Raw genomic sequence first — 18,808 nt, 5'->3', positions numbered from 1 at the left:
GCTGCGACCCAATAGCGTGGGGCCATGGCGTACCGCAGCGGAGGTCCGAAGGTCCTGGTCATCGTTCTCGCGGGCGGGGAGGGAAAGCGCCTCATGCCGCTCACGGCCGACCGGGCCAAGCCGGCGGTCCCCTTCGGGGGCATCTACCGGCTCATCGACTTCGCGCTGTCGAACGTCGTCAACTCCGGCTACCTCAAGATCGTCGTCCTCACCCAGTACAAGTCGCACAGCCTCGACCGGCACGTCACCAAGACGTGGCGGATGTCGACGATGCTCGGCAACTACGTCGCGCCCATTCCGGCCCAGCAGCGCATCGACAAGTCCTGGTACCAGGGCAGCGCCGACGCGATCTTCCAGAGCCTGAACACCATCACCGACGAGAAGCCCGAGGTCGTCGTCGTCGTGGGCGCCGACCACGTGTACCGGATGGACTTCTCCCAGATGGTCGAGCAGCACGTCTCGAGCGGGGCGGGGGTCACCGTCGCGGCGATCCGCCAGCCGATCGACACCGCCGACCAGTTCGGGGTCATCGACGTCGTGCCCGACGAGCCGATGCGCATCCGGGCCTTCCTCGAGAAGCCGACCGACCCCGACGGGCTGCCCGACTCGCCCGACGAGATCCTCGCGAGCATGGGGAACTACGTCTTCGACGCCGACGTGCTCATCGACGCCGTCACCCAGGACGCCGCCCGCGAGGGCTCGAAGCACGACATGGGCGGCGACATCGTGCCGGCCCTGGTCGCGGAGGGCTCCGCGTACGCCTACGACTTCAAGAACAACGTCGTCCCGGGCGGCACCGAGCGCGACCTGGGCTACTGGCGCGACGTCGGGACGATGGACTCCTACTTCGACGCGCACATGGACCTCGTCTCGATCCACCCGGTGTTCAACCTCTACAACTACGACTGGCCGATCTACACGACGTACGGGCCGTACCCGCCGGCGAAGTTCGTCCACGGCCACCACGGCCGCTTCGGTGAGGCCCTCAACTCCGCCGTCTCGCCCGGCGTCGTCATCTCCGGGGCCCGGGTCAACGGCTCGGTCGTCTCCCCCGACGTCCACGTCCACAGCTACACCGAGATCGACTCGAGCGTCATCCTCGACGGCGTCCAGATCGGGCGGCACTGCCGCATCCAGCGGGCCGTCATCGACAAGAACGTCGTCATCCCCGAGGGCGCCTCCATCGGGTACGACAAGGAGCGCGACCTCGAGCGCGGCTTCTCCGTGACCGACTCGGGGATCACCGTCGTGGGCAAGGGACAGGTCGTCGTCCCGTGACCGAGGCCCCAGGGCGACCCATCCGCGTCGCCGCCCAGCTCCAGCCGCAGCACGCCTCGTACGCCGACATCAGGCGGGCCTGCGCCGACATGGAGGAGATCGGGGTCGACGTGCTGTTCACGTGGGACCACTTCTTCCCCCTCTACGGCGACCCCGACGGAGCGCACTTCGAGTGCTGGACGACCCTCGCCGCCTGGGCGGAGGCCACCGAGCGCGTCGAGATCGGCGCCCTCGTGACGTGCAACGGCTACCGCAAACCCCAGCTGCTCGCCGACATGGCCCGCACGGTCGACCACATCAGCAACGGCCGGCTCGTCCTCGGCCTCGGCTCGGGCTGGTTCGAGCGCGACTACACGGAGTACGGGTTCGAGTTCGGCAGTGCGGGTGGGCGGCTCGATGCCCTGGCGCGGGACCTGCCCCTCATCAAGGAGCGCTGGTCGAGGCTGAACCCCCCACCGACGCGGGACATCCCCGTCCTCGTCGGCGGTGGTGGTGAGCGCAAGACCCTGCGGATCGTCGCCGAGCACGCGAACATCTGGCACGGCTTCGGCGACCCCGACACGATCGCCCACAAGCACGCCGTCCTCGACGACTGGTGCCGACGGGTCGGGCGCGACCCCGGCGAGATCGAGCGCTCGGCCGGGGTGTCACGTCGGCCCGGCCGGCTGCCCGAGGACGTCGGGGACTACGCGGCCGGCGCCGAGGCGCTGTACGAGGTCGGGACGCGCCTGTTCACCATCGGCCTGACCGGGCCGGGGTACGACCGCGGTCCGGTCCGTGACCTCGTCGCGTGGCGCGACTCCCACGCTCGATAGCCTGCAGGGGTGTCCAGCGCACCCGGCCCCCCTGCGCCACCCCTGCCGGACCCCCGGCAGCGCACCCTCCTCCTCACCCTCGACGGCCCGGACCGCCCCGGCGTGACGAAGGCGGTGTTCACCGCGGCCTCGACCGTCGGCGCCGAGGTCCTCGACCTCGAGCAGGTCGTCGTCCGCGGCCACCTCGCCCTGTCGGTGCTGCTGTCCCCGGCGCGCGACGAGAACGTGCTCGTCGACCGCATCACCCGGGCCGCCGACGAGCTCGGGATGCGCGTCGTCGCCGAGGCCGGCCTCGGCGACAACGCCCCGCGTCCCACCGGGCGGGCCGCCGTCGTCGTCATGGGCGCCCCGCTCCGGGCCCACCAGGTCGCGGCCGTCGCCACCGCGATCGCCGCCCACGGCGCGAACATCGACCGCATCCGGCGCCTCTCGCGCTACCCGGTGACGACCGTCGAGCTCGACGTCTCGGGCGCCGACGTCGCCGGCCTGCGGCACGACCTGTCACTCGTCTCCCACGAGGTGGGCGCCGACATCGCGGTCGCCCCGGCCGGGCTCGCCCGTCGCGGGGCACGCCTCGTCGTCATGGACGTCGACTCGACCCTCATCCAGGACGAGGTCATCGAGCTGCTCGCGCAGCATGCCGGTCGTGCCGAGGAGGTGGCCGCGGTGACCGAGGCGGCGATGCGCGGCGAGCTCGACTTCGCGCAGAGCCTGCACGCCCGGGTGGCCACCCTCGCGGGGTTGCCCGAGTCCGTCCTGGCCGACGTGCGCGACGCCGTGCGGCTCACCCCCGGCGCCCGCACCCTCGTGCGCACCCTGAAGCGCCTCGGCCTCACGGTCGCCGTCGTCTCGGGTGGCTTCGCCGAGGTCGTCGAGCCCATCGCCCGCGACCTCGGCGTCGACCACGTGCGCGCGAACCGGCTCGAGGTCGTCGACGGCCACCTGACCGGACGGGTCCTCGGCGACGTCGTCGACCGGGCCGGCAAGGCCGCGGCGCTGCGCGAGCTCGCCGCGCTCGAGGGCCTGCCGCTGACCCGCACGGTGGCGATCGGGGACGGCGCGAACGACCTCGACATGCTCGCCGCCGCGGGCCTGGGGGTCGCGTTCAACGCCAAGCCGCTCGTGCGCCGCCAGGCCGACACGGCCGTCACGGTGCCCTACCTCGATGCCGTGCTCTTCCTCCTCGGCATCTCGCGCGAGGAGATCGAGGATGCCGACGCCGCCGACGACGCGCCACTAGGCTGACCGGGTGCCGCGCTACCCCACCACCACCCCCACGCTGTTCGTCATCGGTGGGGCCGAGGACCGGGTCGGCAAGGCGTCCCTCCTGCGCCAGTTCGTCAAGCTGTCCGGGGGCCGGCGGGCTCGGCTCGTGCTCATCCCCACGGCATCCTCGTTCCAGGACGAGGTGACCGCGTCGTACACGGAGGTCTTCACGCGGCTCGGCGCCGCCGCGCCCGCCGTCGTCAACCCCACGACCCGCGCGGACTCCCACGACCCGCGGGCCGTCGCCGCCGTCGACGCCGCGACCGGCATCTTCATGAGCGGCGGCAGCCAGCTGCGGCTCTCCCAGCTGCTTCCCGGCACACCGCTCGGCGACGCCCTGCACCGGGCCCACGAGCGGGGGGCCGTCGTCGGTGGCACCTCCGCCGGGGCGTCGATCATGTCCGACTACATGATCTCGATGGGTGAGGAGGGGGTCACCCCGCGCCAGCGCGCCGGCCAGGTCACGGCGGGCCTCGGGCTCGTGCGGGGCGTCGTCGTCGACCAGCACTTCGACCAGCGCTCGCGCTACGGACGCCTGCTGTCGGTCATCGCACCGTCGCCGCACCTGCTCGGCATCGGGATCGACGAGGACACCGCGATCCTCGTGCACGACCGCACCGAGTTCACCGTGCACGGGTCGGGCGCCGTGTTCGTCGTCGACTGCCGCGGCGCGGTCACCGATGCCGCCGACGCACGACCCGGCGCCCCCGTGCTCGTGTCCGGCGCGACGGTGCACACCCTCCCGGCCGGCTCGACCTTCGACCTCGCGCACCGACGACTCACCGGCTTCGTCGAGCAGCATCCCGACCTCGTCGTCTCGGTCGCCGCCGCCAAGGCCTGACCGGGGCCACGGACCACCGCCCACCGACCCGAGGAGCAGCGCCGATGGACCGCCCCACCCCCACCGGGCCCCCCGCACCCGAGCTGCGGATCGTCGAGTCCCGCGTCTACCGCGGCGGCAACATCTGGTCCTACGACCCCTCGGTGCACCTCGTCGTCGACCTCGGCGTCCTCGAGGACCACCCGAGCGACACCCTCCCGGGCTTCACGGACCGACTCCTCGCGGTGCTGCCCGGGCTCGCGCACCACACCTGCTCCACGGGGGTGCGTGGCGGGTTCGTCGAGCGGCTGCGCGACGGCACGTGGCTCGGGCACGTCGCCGAGCACGTCGCCCTCCAGCTCCAGCAGGAGGCCGGCCACGACCAACGCCGCGGCAAGACCCGGATGGTCAAGGGCAGCCCGGGCCTCTACAACGTCATCTACGGCTACACGAACGAGGACGTCGGCGTGGCCGCCGGACACCTGGCCGTCCGCCTCGTCAACCACCTCGTGCAGGCCGAGGAGGGGTTCGACTTCCCGACCGAGCTCGAGCGCTTCCTCACCCGGGCCGAACGCACCGCCTTCGGCCCCTCGACCGGCGCCATCATCGAGGAGGCCGTGAGCCGCGACATCCCGTTCATCCGGCTCAACACGGGCAGCCTCGTGCAGCTCGGCCAGGGCGTGCACCAGCAGCGCATCCGGGCGACGATGACGTCGAAGACCGGGGCCCTGGCCGTCGACCTCGCCGGCGACAAGGACATGACGACCAAGCTGCTCGCGTCGGCCGGTCTGCCGGTCCCGAAGCAGGAGACGGTGCGCTCCGCCGACGGCGCGGTGGCGGCGGCCCGGCGGATCGGCTTCCCCGTCGTCGTCAAGCCGCTCGACGGCAACCACGGACGCGGCGTCTGCCTCGACCTGCGGGACGACGAGGAGGTGCGCGCCGGGTTCGCCGTCGCGGAGGAGCAGTCCCGGCGCGGCTACGTCATCGTCGAGTCGTTCGTCACCGGCCGGGACTACCGCTGCCTCATCGTCGGGGGCCGGATGCAGGCCATCGCCGAGCGCGTCCCCGCGCACGTGACCGGCGACGGCACCCACACGGTGCGCGAGCTCGTCGAGCTGACGAACGCCGACCCCCGACGCGGCGTCGGCCACGAGAAGGTCCTCACGAAGATCCGGGTCGACGCGGCAGCCGAGGAGCTCGTGCGCGAGCAGGGCTTCGGTCTCGACGACGTGCCCCCCGCCGAGACGATGGTCAAGCTCGCCCTCACCGGCAACATGTCGACGGGCGGCATCTCCATCGACCGCACCTTCGAGGCCCACCCCGACAACGTCGAGATCGCCGAGGAGGCGGCTCGGCTCATCGGGCTGGACGTGGCCGGCATCGACTTCATCGCCCCCGACATCGCCTCGCCGGTGCGCGAGGCCGGCGGCGCCATCTGCGAGGTCAACGCCGCACCGGGCTTCCGGATGCACACCCACCCGACGATCGGCGAGCCGCAGTACATCGCCAAGCCGGTCGTCGACCTGCTCTTCCCGCCCGGCGCCCCGTCGCGGGTGCCGATCGTCGCCGTCACCGGGACCAACGGCAAGACGACGACGGCGCGGATGATCGCCCACATCATGAAGGGGCTCGGCCGCCAGGTCGGCATGACCTCGACCGACGGCATCGTCATCGACGAGCGGCTCGTCGTGAAGTCCGACGCCTCGGGGCCACGCTCGGCGCGGATGGTGCTCCAGAACCCGCGCGTCGACTTCGCCGTCATGGAGGTCGCCCGCGGCGGCATCCTGCGCGAGGGCCTCGGGTACGACCGCAACGACGTCGCCGTCGTCACGAACGTCGCCCCGGACCACCTCGGCATGCGCGGCATCGACACCCTCGAGCAGCTCGCCGACGTCAAGGCCGTCGTCGTCGAGGCCGTCCCCCGCGACGGGTTCGCGGTGCTCAACGCCGACGACCCGCTCGTGCGGCGGATGCGGCGCCGGTGCTCGGGCTCGGTCGTGTGGTTCACCCTCGCCGAGCCCGGGAGCCGGGTCCGCGAGCTCATCGACGACCACTGCCGCCGCGGCGGCCGCGCGGTCGTCCTCGAGCCCACCGACCGGGGCGACATGATCGTCATCCGGCACGGGCGCCGGTCGATGCAGCTCGCCTGGACCCACCTGCTGCCGGCGACCTTCGGCGGCACCGCCCTGTTCAACGTCGCCAACGCGATGGCCGCCGCCGGAGCGGCGTTCGCGAGCGGCGCCGGGCTCCACGAGATCCGCCAGGGCCTGCGGACGTTCACGACGTCCTACTACCTCTCCCCCGGCCGGATGAACCAGGTCAACGTCCACAACGTCGACGTCATCGTCGACTACTGCCACAACGCGCCCGGGATGCGCGTCCTCGGTGACTTCCTCGAGCGCTACGCCGACGTGAAGGCCGGCCAGAGCGACCTGGGGAGGATCTCCCGGATCGGGATGGTCGCCACGGCCGGGGACCGCCGCGAGGACGACATGCGCGAGCTCGGCGCCGTGGCCGCCGAGCACTTCGACGTCGTCGTCGTCCGCGAGGACCAGCGCCTGCGGGGTCGCGAGCGGGGGTTCACCGCCGGCCTGGTCGCCGAGGGCGTGCGCAGCCGGATGGGCGAACCGGGCGTGCGCTGCCGCCAGGTGGAGATCGTCCTCGACGAGACCGAGGCCGTCCGCCACGTCATGGCCCGCGCCAACCCGGGCGACATCGTCGTGCTCACGGTCGACCAGCACGCGGCGGTCATGGCCGAGCTCGAGGAGATGACGAAGCGGGCCCAGCCCGGCACCCACACCCGGGACTCGGTCGGCGACCCCGACCTCGACCCGGAGACCCTGCAGGAGGAGGCCCGCGAGTCCGGCGACACCGCTGCGCGCGACCTCGAGCCGGTGCCGCCCACGCCCTGATCGACGGCCGGGGGTCAGCCCCGCAGCTCGGCGGCGTAGGCGGTGAGCGCCCGGCGGTAGCGCACGACGTCGGGGTCGGTGCTCGACGCGACGACGGCGGCGAGCAGGTCGGCGAGGGCGTGGGTCGGGGTGTCGGCGTCGTGGCGGACGAGGGCGCGGAACGCGGCGACCCCGAGGCTCTCGGGATGCCGGGCCGCGACGTCGTCGATGACCGCCACGGCCTCGTCGAGGCGGCCGAGGTTGCGCAGGGTCGACGCGAGCTGTACCTGGGCGCGGTGGCGCTGCGGCTCGCGCAGCCCGGTCGCGAGGGCCTCCTCGTAGAGCGGCACCGCCAGCTCGTCGTGGCCGGCGCTGTCGTGGGTGCCGGCGTACTCGTAGGCGATCCGCGCGTCGCCCGGGTGCGCCGCGTAGAGGCCGGCGGCGAGGGCGACCCGCTCCTCGGGGTCGGCGACCTCCCACAGGGCGGCGAGGTCGTCCTCGGCCTCGTGCTCGCCCCGGGCCCGCACGACCTTGCGGCGCACCGTCTCGGGGTCGTCGGCGGTGGCGCCGACCGAGCGCAGCCAGGCGACGATCTCGGCCCGCTCGGCGTGGCACATGACCGCCGCCACGTCGCCGTCGTCGGCGACGCCGACGATCGCCTGCAGCCCGGCCAGCTCTGTCGGGTAGGAGGCGATGTCGGCGACCCCGGCGTTCGCGAGGCCGACCCGCAGCTGCCCCTCGAGGTCCTCGGCGGTGCGCCCCCGCAGGTAGTGGGCCTTGTGCGCGGCGACGACGTGGTCGGCGCGCAGGCCGGCGATCTCCCCGAGCGCGCGCAGGATCTCGTCGGTGCGGTCGCCACCGGTCCCGAGCGCCAGGTGCACCCGGCCGCCGGGCACGCACAGCCCGCGGGCCACGTCGAGGAGGGCCTCGAGGCCGGCCTCGTTGTGGGCGAGGTCGACGACGACCGTGCACTCCCCCGCCGCCACCGGGACCGTGTAGGTGTTCATCCGCCCGGGGTTGAGCACGTCGTCGGGGCGGAAGCCGCGCAGGCCCTCGACGACCGCGTCGCGGCTCACCCCGAGGCCGAGGGCCGCCGACGCGCCGGCGAGGGCGTTGAGCACGTTGTGGTGCGACAGCCCGGCCAGGGCCATCGGCAGGTCGACGACCCGCACGAGCCGGTCGGGGGCCTGGTCGGGGGCGAGGACGGTGACGTGGCCGTCGAGGACGGTCGTCGCGCGGCCGCCCCCGCCGAGCGCCTCGCGGACGGCGGGGGCGCTCGGGTCGGCCGTGAAGACCCACGGGCGGGCCCGGATCCCGGCCCGCATCGCCCAGACCCGGGGGTCCTCGCCGTTGAGGACGACCCAGCCCGACGGGCGGGTGGCCCGGGTGACGATCGCCTTGACCTCCGCGAGCTGGTCGACGGTGTCGATGCCCTGGAGCCCGAGGTGGTCGGCCGAGACGTTCGTGACGACCGACACGTCGTTGTGGGTCACCCCCATGCCGCGCAGGAGCATGCCTCCCCGCGCCGTCTCGAGGATGCCGACCTGCACGCCGGGGCTCTCGAGCACCGCGCGGGCCCCCGCGGGCCCTGAGTAGTCGCCGGGCTCGACGACCTCGCCCTGGACGACGACGCCGTCGGTCGAGCTCCAGCCGGTCCGCAGCCCGGCCGTCATGCAGATGTGCGCGAGCAGCCGGGTCGTCGTCGTCTTGCCGTTCGTCCCGGTCACCGAGGCCACGGGGATGCGCGGGGTGACGACGCGGGGCCCGTCGCCGAGGGGCGCGGAGGCGACGGCCACGGCGTGCTGGGCGACGGCATCCTCGAGGTCCCGGCCGGCGAGGAGGTCGGCGAGCACCGGCCCGATCGCCGCGCCGAGCGCCTCCGCACGCCCCCGGTGCCGCCAGACGAACGCGCACACGACGACCTCGGTCTCGGTGGCCGCGCGGGTGCGCACCCCGAGGCGCCGGGTGCCGGCCTCGGTGGCCAGGGCCCGGGTGACCCGCTCGACGAGCCGCAGGAGCACCTGCTGGCGCTGCTCGGAGCCCGCTGCGCCCGGCTGCCCCCGGCGCAGGCCGACGGCCGCGGCGAGCGAGCGCACGCTCTCGGGCGGTGCGGCGAGGTAGCCGGGCAGGGCGAGGGTCACCTTGACGGCCGGGCGCGGGAAGTACAGGTTCGGGCCCTCGAGGACGCGCACCTCGCGGGTGGCGACGCTCGGACCGGTCTCGGCGGCCTCGCTGCTCACGCGGGGAGCCTAGTGCGCGCCGGGGTGGGTCGAACGCTCAGACGCCGAGGGCGTGGAACCCTCCGTCGACGTGCACCATCTCGCCCGTCGTGGCCGGGAACCAGTCGGACAGCAGTGCGACGCACGCGCGGGCAGCCGGCTCGGGGTCGTCGACGTCCCAGCCGAGGGGGGCGCGGGCCCCCCAGGCCTCCTCGAAGCGCTCGAACCCCGGGATGGACTTCGCGGCCGTCGTGCGGATCGGCCCGGCGGCGACGAGGTTGCAGCGCATCCCCTTCGGGCCGATGTCGCGGGCGAGGTAGCGGTTCGTCGACTCGAAGGCCGCCTTCGCGACGCCCATCCAGTCGTAGACCGGCCACGCGACGCGCGCGTCGAAGGTGAGCCCGACGACGCTGCTGCCCGGCCCCATGAGCGGCAGCGCGGCCTTCGTGAGCGAGGCCAGCGAGTAGGCCGAGATGTGGACGGCCGTCGAGACGTCCTCCCACCCGGCCTCCATGAACGTGAACGCCGCCTGCGGCGCGAAGCCGATCGAGTGGACGACGCCGTCGAGGTGGGGCACGTGCTCGCGCACCCGGTCGGCGAGCGAGCCGAGGTCGTCCTCGCTCGTGACGTCGAGCTCGACGACGGGTGGGGTCGTGGGCAGCCGCTTCGCGATCGTCGAGGTGATCCGCATCGTGCGACCGAAGGACGTGAGCACGACCTCGGCCCCCTGCTCCTGGGCGAGGCGGGCGACGTGGAACGCGATGGAGGAGTCCATGAGGACACCGGTGACGAGCAGCTTCTTGCCCTCGAGCAACATCTGGCTGGCCTTTCGGTGGGGGTCGGTCGACGTGGGCGCGGCGTGGACGGGCGGTCAGTGCCCCATGCCCAGGCCGCCGTCGACGGGGATGACGGCGCCGGAGATGTAGGCCGCCTCGGGGCTGGCGAGGAAGCGCACCGTCGCGGCGACCTCCTCGGGGGTGGCGAAGCGGCCCGCAGGGATCGCCGCCTGGTAGGACTTCCGGGTCTCGTCGGGCAGGACCGCGGTCATGTCGGTCTCGATGAAGCCCGGCGCGACGACGTTCGCCGTGATGCCGCGCCCCCCGAGCTCGCGGGTGATCGAGCGCGCCAGGCCGACGAGCCCCGCCTTGCTCGCGGCGTAGTTGGCCTGACCGGGGCCCCCGTAGAGGCCGACGACGCTCGAGATGAGGATGATCCGGCCGCGCCGCAGCCGGATCATGCCCTTGCTCGCCCGGCGTGCGCACCGGAACGCCCCGGCGAGGTTCGTGTCGACCACCGTGTCGAAGTCCTCGTCGGACATCCGCATGAGGAGGCCGTCCTTCGTGATGCCGGCGTTGGCGACGAGCACCTCGACCGGCCCACCGAGCAGCCCCTCCGCCTCGGTGAACGCGGCGTCGACGGATGCCGCGTCGGTCACGTCACAGCGGACCCCGACGAGCCCCTCGGGTGCGTCGCCGGACCGGTGGGTGACCGCGACCCGGTCGCCCGCGTCGGCGAACGACCGTGCGATGGCCAGGCCGATCCCTCGGTTGCCACCGGTGACGAGGACGGTACGGGGCTCGCTCATGCTGTCGAACCTAGTCGACTACCGCTGGGTAGCCCGAGCGGGCGGACATACAGTGGACGGGTGCCCACGCTCCACCACCACCGACGCGCCTCGCACGCGCAGTCGGTGACGAGCGCCCCGGCGTCACGCACCGAGGACCAGGCCCGACGGCTGCGGCAGTACCTCGTGACGATGGGCATCCGCACCGCGTGCTTCATCCTCCTCGTCGTCATCGACGACTGGTACCGCTGGATCTTCGCCGCCGGTGCGGTCTTCCTGCCGTTCGTCGCCGTCGTCGCGGCCAACGCGGTCGCGCCCCGGGTCACCGGCCGGGTGCGGCCCGTCGTGCCGGTCGCGGACGACACGCGGCTCATCACCCGCGAACCCGACTCACCCACCGATCGCTGACATCGGGCGCTGCGGCTGCTCGAAGTCGGGGCGGTCGATGCCGTGCCCGGGCTTCTTCGCCCACATCTCCGCGACGACGAGCTCGGCGAGGTCGTCGTCGCTCGCCCCCGCGCGCAGCGGACCCCTCAGGTCGACCTCGCGCCGCGCGAACAGGCAGTTGCGCAGCTGCCCGTCGGCCGTGAGCCGCACCCGGTCGCAGCTGCCGCAGAACGGCGCCGAGACGCTCGCGATGACCCCCACGGTGGCGGGGCCACCGTCGACGAGGAAGAGCTCGGCCGGCGCGCTCCCCCGCTCCGGCACGGGCGTGAGCCGGAACCGGGTGCCGAGCCGCTCGAGGACCTCGGCCTGCGACACCATCCGCGAGCGGTCCCACGCATGCTGGGCGTCGAGCGGCATCTGCTCGATGAAGCGCAGGTCGTAGCCGCGGTCGAGGCACCACCGGAGCAGGTCGGGAACGTCGGTGTCGTTGACGCCGCGCATCGCGACGGCGTTGACCTTGACCGGGCTCAGGCCGGCATCCGCCGCGGCCTTGAGGCCGGCGACGACGTCGTTGAACCGGTCGCGCCGGGTGAGCCGGGAGAAGTGCTCGGGGTCGATGGTGTCGAGGCTGACGTTGACGCGGTCGAGGCCGGCGGCGGCCAGGGGTGCGGCGAGGCGGTCGAGGCCGATGCCGTTCGTCGTCATCGCGATGCGCGGGCGCGGGTGCAGCGACGCGACCCGGCGGACGACGTCGACGAGGCTGCGGCGCAGCAGCGGTTCCCCGCCGGTGAGCCGCACCTGGGTCACGCCCAGCCCGACCATGACCGCGACGAGCCGCACGAGCTCGTCGTCGGTGAGCATCTCGGGCTTGGGCAGCCAGTCGAGCCCCTCCGCCGGCATGCAGTACGTGCACCGCAGGTTGCAGCGGTCGGTGACGGAGACGCGCAGGTCCCGCCCGACCCGACCGAACTGGTCGAGCAGGCGCGGGGCGGGGAGGTCGGTCATAGGGAACCAATGTACGACGGGTACCGTGGCCGGGTGCTCCGGCGGCTCGTGACTCCTCGCTGGCTGGGTGCCCTCCTCCTCGCCGCGCTCTTCGCCGTCGCCTGCTACCACCTCGGCTGGTGGCAGTACGACCGGCACCTCGCCAAGGTCGAGCGCAACGAGCGGCTCGACGAGCACTACCGGGCGGCGCCGGTGCCCTTGGCGCAGGTGCTGGCACCGGCCGGGCTCGACCCCGACGACGAGTGGACCCGGGTCACCGCCACCGGCCGGTACGTCGCGGGGCCGGTCTTCGTGCGCAACCGCACCCGCGAGGGCCAGGCGGGCCTCGAGGTGCTGTGGCTGCTGCGCCCGGCCGGTGGCGGCCCCGACGTCGTCGTCGACCGCGGCTGGGTGGGCGCGAGCGACGAGGGTGCGAGGGTGCTGCCCGAGGTCCCCCCGGCGCCCGGGGGCGACGTCGAGGTCACCGGGTGGGTGCGCCGCGGCGAGGCCTCCCGGGGCCGCGACATGCCGCAGGGCCAGGTGGCCTCGCTCAACGTGGCCGAGGCGGGGGCGGCACTCGGGGCGGCCGCCGTGCTGCCGGGCTACCTGCTGCTCGAGGGCGAGGTGCTCCCCGACGGGACCGCCCCGCCGCGCCCGCTGCCCCTCGGGACCCCCGACCGGAGCCTGGGGCCGCACCTGGCCTACGGCTACCAGTGGTGGCTCACGATGTCGGTCGGGTTCGTGCTCGTGTGGTTCGGCATCCGCCGCGAGCTGCGCGCCGAGGACCCCGAGAAGTACCCGCGCACGCCGAAGAAGACCCGGATCTGGGACGAGGAGGACGCATAGCCCGCCCCTGACGCGGGTCAGATCCAGCCCAGCTCGCTGAACTCCGGGAAGAACGACCCGTCGACGGCGAGCCAGGCGACGCCCCAGCCGAGGAGCAGCAGCAGCCCGAGGCCTCCGACGACGAGGAGGAGCCGCGACACCGGCGCGGGGCGCCAACGCAGCCCGGTGACGACGAGGGTGGCGAGGAACAGCAGGCCGAGCACCGGCTGGGCGCCCTCGATGTAGGTGTTGACGAGGGTGAGGGCGACGAGCCCGCCCACGAGCAGGTCGAGCGGCCCGACCCGGAACTCGACGTCGCGCAGCGCCCACGCGACGGCGAGGAGGACGACGAAGAGCCCCGTGTACCAGACGAGGTGGCTGACGACCTCGTCCCACAGGTGCACGATGCTCGAGTCGGCGACGACGGTGTCCGCGACGTTGCTCGCCGAGTTCGCCGAGATGTGCAGCCCCTTGCCGAGGGCGAACGACACCCCACCGACGCCGAAGAGCACCCACTGCGAGCGCGTCGCCCCGGCCCGCACGAGGACGACGGCGGCCGTGCCGAGCACGGCGTAGGGGGTGAGCAGGTCGACCCAGTCGGCGACCCGGGTCTCACCGGCCGAGCCGAGGGGCCGGAACACGGTGCCGGCCTGCATGCCGACGACGACGGCCAGGGCGAACCACCCGAGCCAGCCCCGCACGCCGGAGTCGGTGCGGGCGGGGGCCGGGGCGGGGCCGGCGGATGTCGAGGTGCTCATGGCGACCTCCCGGTCGGGGGACACTCCGCGGGCGGACCGTCCGCGTCGTCCACGCTACCCGCTCCCGTCGCGGGGGCGCCCTGCCTCGCCGGTCAAACCCTGACGCGCGCGCCCTGGCCCGAACCCGGGAACCGGCCCCGAGCGGCCCCGGGTCGGCCCCGGGGGCCCGACGCGGCCGGGGCCCCGGCGAGGGACCGGTGGGGCGTGTGCCATGGTGGTCCATGCCCGAGCCGTCGCCCGAGGAGCGTTCCGACATCATCGTGTCCACCCTGCTCGAGGCCTTCGAGCCGCTCATGCAGGCGGACCCGCACGGGTTTCGCATCAAGTTCCGCAAGATGGCCCGAGATCCGTTCGCGTTCTACCGCGGCACGGCGTGCCTGTTCTACGCGGACGTCGGCGAGGGCGGTCGGTACGCCGACTTCGACCGCGACTGGGTGGACGCGGAGTCGGCCCGGATCTGGGTCCAGGGGGACCTGCACGCCGAGAACTTCGGCACCTACCTCGACGCCGACGGGCGGCTCGTCTTCGACGTCAACGACTTCGACGAGGCCTACCTCGGCCACTGGACGTGGGACCTCGCCCGCTTCGCGGCCAGCCTGGCCCTGCTGTGCTGGCAGAAGGCGCTGCCGGACGAGGTCATCGACGACCTCGTCGGCCGGTACGTGCGTGCCTACGCCGAGCAGATCGAGCACTACCAGAGCGTGGCCGACGACACGGAGTGGGCCCTGACCCTCGGCACGGCGGAGGGAGCCGTTCTCGACGCCCTGCACCGAGCCAAGCTGTTGACCCGCTTCGGCATGCTCGAGTCGATGACCGTCGTCGAGGACTACCGACGCCGCTTCGCGGACGCCACCGGGGTCCGCCGGCTGCCCGACGACGAGGTGCAGGCGGTACGGACGGCGTTCGACGCCTACCTCGACACCCTTCCGGAGACCCGCCGGGGCGCGGTGACGTTCGACGTGCTCGACGTCATCGGGCGCTCCGGCTTCGGCATCGGGAGCGCCGGGCTGCCGGCGTACAGCATCCTCATCGAGGGGTTCTCCCAGGCGCTCGACAACGACGTCGTCCTGTCGATGAAGCTCGGCAACGTCGCCGCACCCAGCCGGGTGGTCCGCGACGAGCGCGCAGCCGGCTACTTCGAGCACCACGGGCACCGGACGGCCACGTCCCAGCGGGCCCTCCAGGCGCACGCCGACCGGTTCCTCGGCTGGGCCATCCTCCCCGGGTCGGGGGGGTCCGCCGGCTACGTCGTCAGCGAGGTGTCCCCCTACGAGGCCGACCTGGACTGGGACGACGTCACCGAGCCCGCCGACCTCGCGGTGCTCGTGAACCAGCTCGGCCGGCCACGGCGAAGATCCACTGCGTGGCCGACTCCGAGTCCGCGCAGGACCTCGTGACGGTGAGCGTCGAGGACGCGGTCGGCGCCTGCATCGGCGACGACGTCGACGGGCTCGTCGAGGTCCTCACCTCGTTCGCGCAGGGCTACGCCCGGCAGGCCCGCGAGGACCACCGGCTCTTCGTCGACGCCTTCCGCGGCGGGCGGTTCGCGCACGTCGCGCCGGCCTGACCCGCCCGCGCGGTCAGGCCAGCGACTCGTCGAGGACCTCGCCGAGCTCCTCGGAGAACTGGGTGCGGTAGAGCTCGCTGTACAGCCCGCCGGCGGCGACGAGCTCGGCATGGGTGCCGCGCTCGACGATGCGGCCCTCGTCGACGACGAGGATGAGGTCGGCGTGACGCACCGTCGAGAGCCGGTGCGCGATGACGAGGGCCGAGCGGTCGCGCAGCGCGTGGTCGAGGGCCCGCTGGAGCGCCTGCTCGGACTCGCTGTCGAGGTGGGCCGTCGCCTCGTCGAGGACGATGAGGCCCGGACCCTTGAGGAGCAGCCGGGCGATCGCGAGGCGTTGCTTCTCGCCGCCGGACAGCCGGTGCCCGCGGTCGCCGACGACCGTGTCGAGCCCCGACGGGAGCGAGTCGACGAGGGACCACACCTGGGCGGCCCTGAGGGCGGCCACCATGTCGTCCTCGCTCGCCTGCGGTGCGGCGTAGGCGAGGTTGGCCCGGATCGTGTCGTGGAAGAGGTGGGCCTCCTGGGTCACGACCCCGACGGCGTCGTGCAGCGACTCCAGGCTCGCCTCGCGCAGGTCGACGCCGTTGATCCGGACCGACCCAGCCGTGGGGTCGTAGAGGCGCGCGACGAGCGAGGTGATCGTCGTCTTGCCGGCACCGCTCGGGCCGACGAGGGCGACGAGGGTGCCGGGCTCGACGGTGAAGGAGACGTCGCGAAGCACCGGCCCGCTGCCGCGCCGGTCGCCGGTCGCCGTGCTCTCGAGCGAGGCGAGCGACACGTCGTCGGCCGAGGGGTAGGCGAAGGCGACGTCGTCGACCTCGACCCGCACCGGACCCGGCGGCACCGGCCGGGCGTCCGGCGCCTCGGCGACGAGCGGCTCGAGGTCGAGCACCTCGAAGACCCGTTCGAAGGAGACCAACGCCGTCATGACGTCGACGCGGACGTTCGAGATCGCCGTGAGCGGGCCGTAGAGCCGGGCGAGCAGCGCCGTCAGGGCGATGAGGGTGCCGACGGTCAGCGTGCCCCCGACGGCCATGAGACCGCCGACGCCGTAGACCATCGCGGTCGCGAGCGACGCCACCAGGGTGAGCGCGACGAAGAACACCGACCGGTTGACGGCGATGCGCACCCCGATGTCGCGCACCCGGGCGGCCCGCACGGCGTACTCGCCGTCCTCTACGACGGGTCGGCCGAAGAGCTTGACGAGCAGCGCGCCGGCGACGTTGAACCGCTCGGTCATCCGGGTGCCGAGGTCGGCGTTCTCCACCATCTGCTCGTGGGCCAGGCTCGCCAGGCGCCGGCCCATGAACCGGGCGGGGACGAGGAAGAACGGCACGAGCACGAGGGCGGCCAGGGTCAGCTGCCAGGACAGGGTGGCCATCGCGGCGACGATGAGCACGAGCGTGATGGCGTTGCTCACGACGCTCGAGAGCACCGACGTGAACGCCTGCTGGGCCCCGATGACGTCGTTGCCGAGGCGGGTGACGAGGGCCCCGGTCTGGGCGCGGGTGAAGAAGGCGACCGGCTGGCGCAGCACGTGCGAGAAGACCTCGGTGCGCAGGTCGTAGATCAGCCCCTCCCCGATCCGGGCGGAGAACCACCGCTCGACGAGGGTGAGGACGCCGCTCACGACCGCGATCGCCGCGACGACGAGCGACAGGCGCACGACGACCTCGGAGTCCTTGGGGTAGATGCCGTCGTCGATGAGGGACCGCAGCAGGAGCGGCGTGGCGACGACGAGCAGCGACTCGACGACGACGAGCCCGAGGAACCAGGCGATCTGCACCTTGTAGGGCCGCGCGTAGCCCAGCACCCGGCGCGTCGTGCCGGGGGCGAGGCGGCGCTCCTTGACGCTGGCGTCCCTGCTCAGGCTGTGCAGCGCCTGCCACCCGTGCATGCTCACCGGCCGTGCTCCTCGTCGTCGTGTGCCTGTCAGTCAACCACCGACGACCGACACGTGTTCCGGCCCTTGTGCGGATGCCGTGCCCTCACCGAGGATGTCGGCGCACCCCGCCGGCTCCGACGGCGGTCGACGACGGAGGTATGCCGTGCCCGCACCACTGCGCCACAAGGTCCTGCTCGACGAGGACGAGATGCCGACGCGCTGGTACAACATCCTCCACGACCTGCCGACCCCTCCCCCGCCGCCGCTCCACCCCGGCACCGGTCAGCCGGTCGGCCCCGAGGACCTCGCCGCGCTCTTTCCCATGGACCTCATCGCGCAGGAGGTCGCGAGCGAGCAGTACGTCGACATCCCCGAGGAGGTGCAGGACGTCTACCGGCTGTGGCGGCCCTCACCGCTGTTCCGCGCCCACCGCCTCGAGCAGGCGCTCGGCACCCCCGCCCGGATCTACTACAAGTACGAGGGCGTCTCGCCCGCCGGTTCGCACAAGCCGAACACCGCGGTGCCGCAGGCCTACTACAACGCGCGCGCCGGCATCCGGAAGCTGACGACCGAGACCGGGGCCGGGCAGTGGGGCACCGCCCTGGCCTTCGCGTGCGCGCAGTTCGACCTCGAGTGCGAGGTCTGGCAGGTGCGCGCCTCGTACGACGCCAAGCCGTACCGCAAGATCATGATGGAGACCTTCGGGGCCACGGTGCACCCGAGCCCGTCCGACCTCACGGAGGCCGGCCGCACGATGCTCGCGAGCGACCCGGGCTCCCCGGGGTCGCTCGGCCTGGCGATCAGCGAGGCCGTCGAGGTCGCGGCCCAGGATGCCACGGTCAACTACGCCCTCGGCTCGGTGCTCAACCACGTGCTGCTCCACCAGACGATCATCGGGGAGGAGGCGCTGCTCCAGCTCGCGAAGGTCGGCGAGAGCGCGGACCTCATCGTCGGGTGCACCGGCGGCGGCTCCAACTTCGGGGGCCTCACCTTCCCGTTCCTCCGCGAGAAGCTCGCCGCCGGCGGTGCGGGCCCGGTCATCCGCGCCGTCGAGCCGGCCTCCTGCCCGTCGCTGACGCAGGGCACCTACGCCTACGACTTCGGCGACGTCGCCGGGCTCACGCCGCTGCTCAAGATGCACACGCTCGGGCACGACTTCATCCCCGACCCGATCCACGCCGGAGGGCTGCGCTACCACGGCATGAGCCCCCTCATCAGCCACCTCTACGAGGAGGGCCTCGTCGAGGCCGAGGCGAGGACCCAGCGCGACTGCTTCGCCGCCGGCGTGCTCTTCGCCCGCACCGAGGGCATCGTGCCGGCCCCGGAGCCGACCCACGCGCTGGCCGCCGCCGTCGACGAGGCGATCCGCTGCGTCGACACCGGCGAGGAGAAGGTCATCCTCACGGCGCTGTGCGGGCACGGCCACCTCGACCTGCCCGCCTACGACGCCTACCTGCGGGGCGACCTCGTGGACCACACGTGGGAGGACAGCGAGCTCCAGGAAGCCGTCGCCGCGGCCCTGACCCGGCTCCCGGCGATCCCGGGGTGA

Annotated in this window: 16 protein-coding genes; 10 read left to right on the top strand and 6 right to left on the bottom strand. The window is 73.3% G+C overall.

Annotated features, from left to right (window positions below; all coding sequences use genetic code 11):
- Positions 1-24: 24 nt before the first annotated feature.
- From glgC to cphA, 5 genes are read left to right on the top strand one after another with little or no spacing between them, the layout of a single operon-like run.
- A complete protein-coding gene (gene glgC / locus ABD899_RS06710; RefSeq protein ID WP_345203818.1) occupies positions 25-1,278 on the top strand; it encodes a glucose-1-phosphate adenylyltransferase in 1,254 nt (417 codons plus the stop codon).
- On the top strand, positions 1,275-2,093 hold the full coding sequence (locus ABD899_RS06705; protein WP_345203815.1) for an LLM class F420-dependent oxidoreductase: 819 nt from the start codon (positions 1,275-1,277) through the stop codon (positions 2,091-2,093). Before glgC ends, ABD899_RS06705 begins: the two co-directional genes overlap by 4 nt.
- A 9-nt stretch (positions 2,094-2,102) precedes the next feature.
- Positions 2,103-3,338, top strand: a complete 1,236-nt coding sequence (gene serB / locus ABD899_RS06700) for a phosphoserine phosphatase SerB (RefSeq protein WP_345203813.1) — start codon at positions 2,103-2,105, stop codon at positions 3,336-3,338.
- Between the two features lie 4 nt (positions 3,339-3,342).
- Positions 3,343-4,200, top strand: coding sequence for a cyanophycinase (locus ABD899_RS06695; protein WP_345203811.1), 858 nt, complete (start codon positions 3,343-3,345; stop codon positions 4,198-4,200).
- Positions 4,201-4,244: 44 nt separating this feature from the next.
- The gene (cphA, locus tag ABD899_RS06690) at positions 4,245-7,091 is read left to right on the top strand and encodes a cyanophycin synthetase (RefSeq protein WP_345203808.1); all 2,847 of its coding nucleotides are present in this window, start codon (positions 4,245-4,247) and stop codon (positions 7,089-7,091) included.
- 14 nt (positions 7,092-7,105) lie between these two features.
- Here cphA and ABD899_RS06685 read toward each other — a convergent pair whose 3' ends face one another.
- From ABD899_RS06685 to fabG, 3 genes are read right to left on the bottom strand one after another with little or no spacing between them, the layout of a single operon-like run.
- Entirely contained in the window at positions 7,106-9,310 is a 2,205-nt protein-coding gene (locus tag ABD899_RS06685; RefSeq protein WP_345203806.1) for a tetratricopeptide repeat protein, read from the bottom strand.
- Positions 9,311-9,347: 37 nt separating this feature from the next.
- Entirely contained in the window at positions 9,348-10,106 is a 759-nt protein-coding gene (gene fabI, locus ABD899_RS06680; protein ID WP_345203803.1) for an enoyl-ACP reductase FabI, read from the bottom strand.
- Between the two features lie 54 nt (positions 10,107-10,160).
- On the bottom strand, positions 10,161-10,874 hold the full coding sequence (gene fabG / locus ABD899_RS06675; protein WP_345203800.1) for a 3-oxoacyl-ACP reductase FabG: 714 nt from the start codon (positions 10,872-10,874) through the stop codon (positions 10,161-10,163).
- A 60-nt stretch (positions 10,875-10,934) separates the two neighbouring features.
- On the opposite strand from fabG, the gene ABD899_RS06670 reads away from it, so the two are divergent.
- Positions 10,935-11,261: a DUF3099 domain-containing protein gene (locus ABD899_RS06670; protein ID WP_345203797.1), complete on the top strand. Its 327-nt coding sequence runs from the start codon at positions 10,935-10,937 to the stop codon at positions 11,259-11,261.
- Here ABD899_RS06670 and moaA read toward each other — a convergent pair.
- Positions 11,244-12,245 carry a GTP 3',8-cyclase MoaA gene (gene moaA, locus ABD899_RS06665; protein ID WP_345203794.1) on the bottom strand — a complete coding sequence of 334 codons (1,002 nt, stop codon included), beginning with the start codon at positions 12,243-12,245 and terminating at the stop codon, positions 11,244-11,246. The genes ABD899_RS06670 and moaA overlap by 18 nt on opposite strands.
- A gap of 33 nt (positions 12,246-12,278) precedes the next feature.
- Here moaA and ABD899_RS06660 point away from each other — a divergent pair, with 33 nt between their 5' ends.
- Positions 12,279-13,070, top strand: a complete 792-nt coding sequence (locus ABD899_RS06660; protein ID WP_345203792.1) for an SURF1 family cytochrome oxidase biogenesis protein — start codon at positions 12,279-12,281, stop codon at positions 13,068-13,070.
- A 17-nt stretch (positions 13,071-13,087) separates the two neighbouring features.
- Here ABD899_RS06660 and ABD899_RS06655 read toward each other — a convergent pair whose 3' ends face one another.
- A complete protein-coding gene (locus ABD899_RS06655) occupies positions 13,088-13,807 on the bottom strand; it encodes a hypothetical protein (protein WP_345203790.1) in 720 nt (239 codons plus the stop codon).
- A gap of 221 nt (positions 13,808-14,028) precedes the next feature.
- Here ABD899_RS06655 and ABD899_RS06650 point away from each other — a divergent pair, with 221 nt between their 5' ends.
- Both ABD899_RS06650 and ABD899_RS06645 read left to right on the top strand, forming a co-directional pair.
- On the top strand, positions 14,029-15,204 hold the full coding sequence (locus tag ABD899_RS06650; protein WP_345203787.1) for a DUF2252 domain-containing protein: 1,176 nt from the start codon (positions 14,029-14,031) through the stop codon (positions 15,202-15,204).
- Positions 15,171-15,374 carry a hypothetical protein gene (locus ABD899_RS06645; protein WP_345203785.1) on the top strand — a complete coding sequence of 68 codons (204 nt, stop codon included), beginning with the start codon at positions 15,171-15,173 and terminating at the stop codon, positions 15,372-15,374. The genes ABD899_RS06650 and ABD899_RS06645 overlap by 34 nt, the downstream gene beginning before the upstream one ends.
- Positions 15,375-15,387: 13 nt before the next feature.
- Here ABD899_RS06645 and ABD899_RS06640 read toward each other — a convergent pair whose 3' ends face one another.
- On the bottom strand, positions 15,388-17,271 hold the full coding sequence (locus ABD899_RS06640) for an ABC transporter ATP-binding protein (RefSeq protein WP_425474946.1): 1,884 nt from the start codon (positions 17,269-17,271) through the stop codon (positions 15,388-15,390).
- Between the two features lie 151 nt (positions 17,272-17,422).
- On the opposite strand from ABD899_RS06640, the gene ABD899_RS06635 reads away from it, so the two are divergent.
- Positions 17,423-18,808: a TrpB-like pyridoxal phosphate-dependent enzyme gene (locus ABD899_RS06635; RefSeq protein WP_345203780.1), complete on the top strand. Its 1,386-nt coding sequence runs from the start codon at positions 17,423-17,425 to the stop codon at positions 18,806-18,808.

Origin of the sequence: Fodinibacter luteus, assembly GCF_039541575.1 — a bacterium.
GTDB lineage: Bacteria > Actinomycetota > Actinomycetes > Actinomycetales > Dermatophilaceae > Fodinibacter > Fodinibacter luteus.
This window is presented reverse-complemented; position numbering and strand designations above follow the sequence as displayed.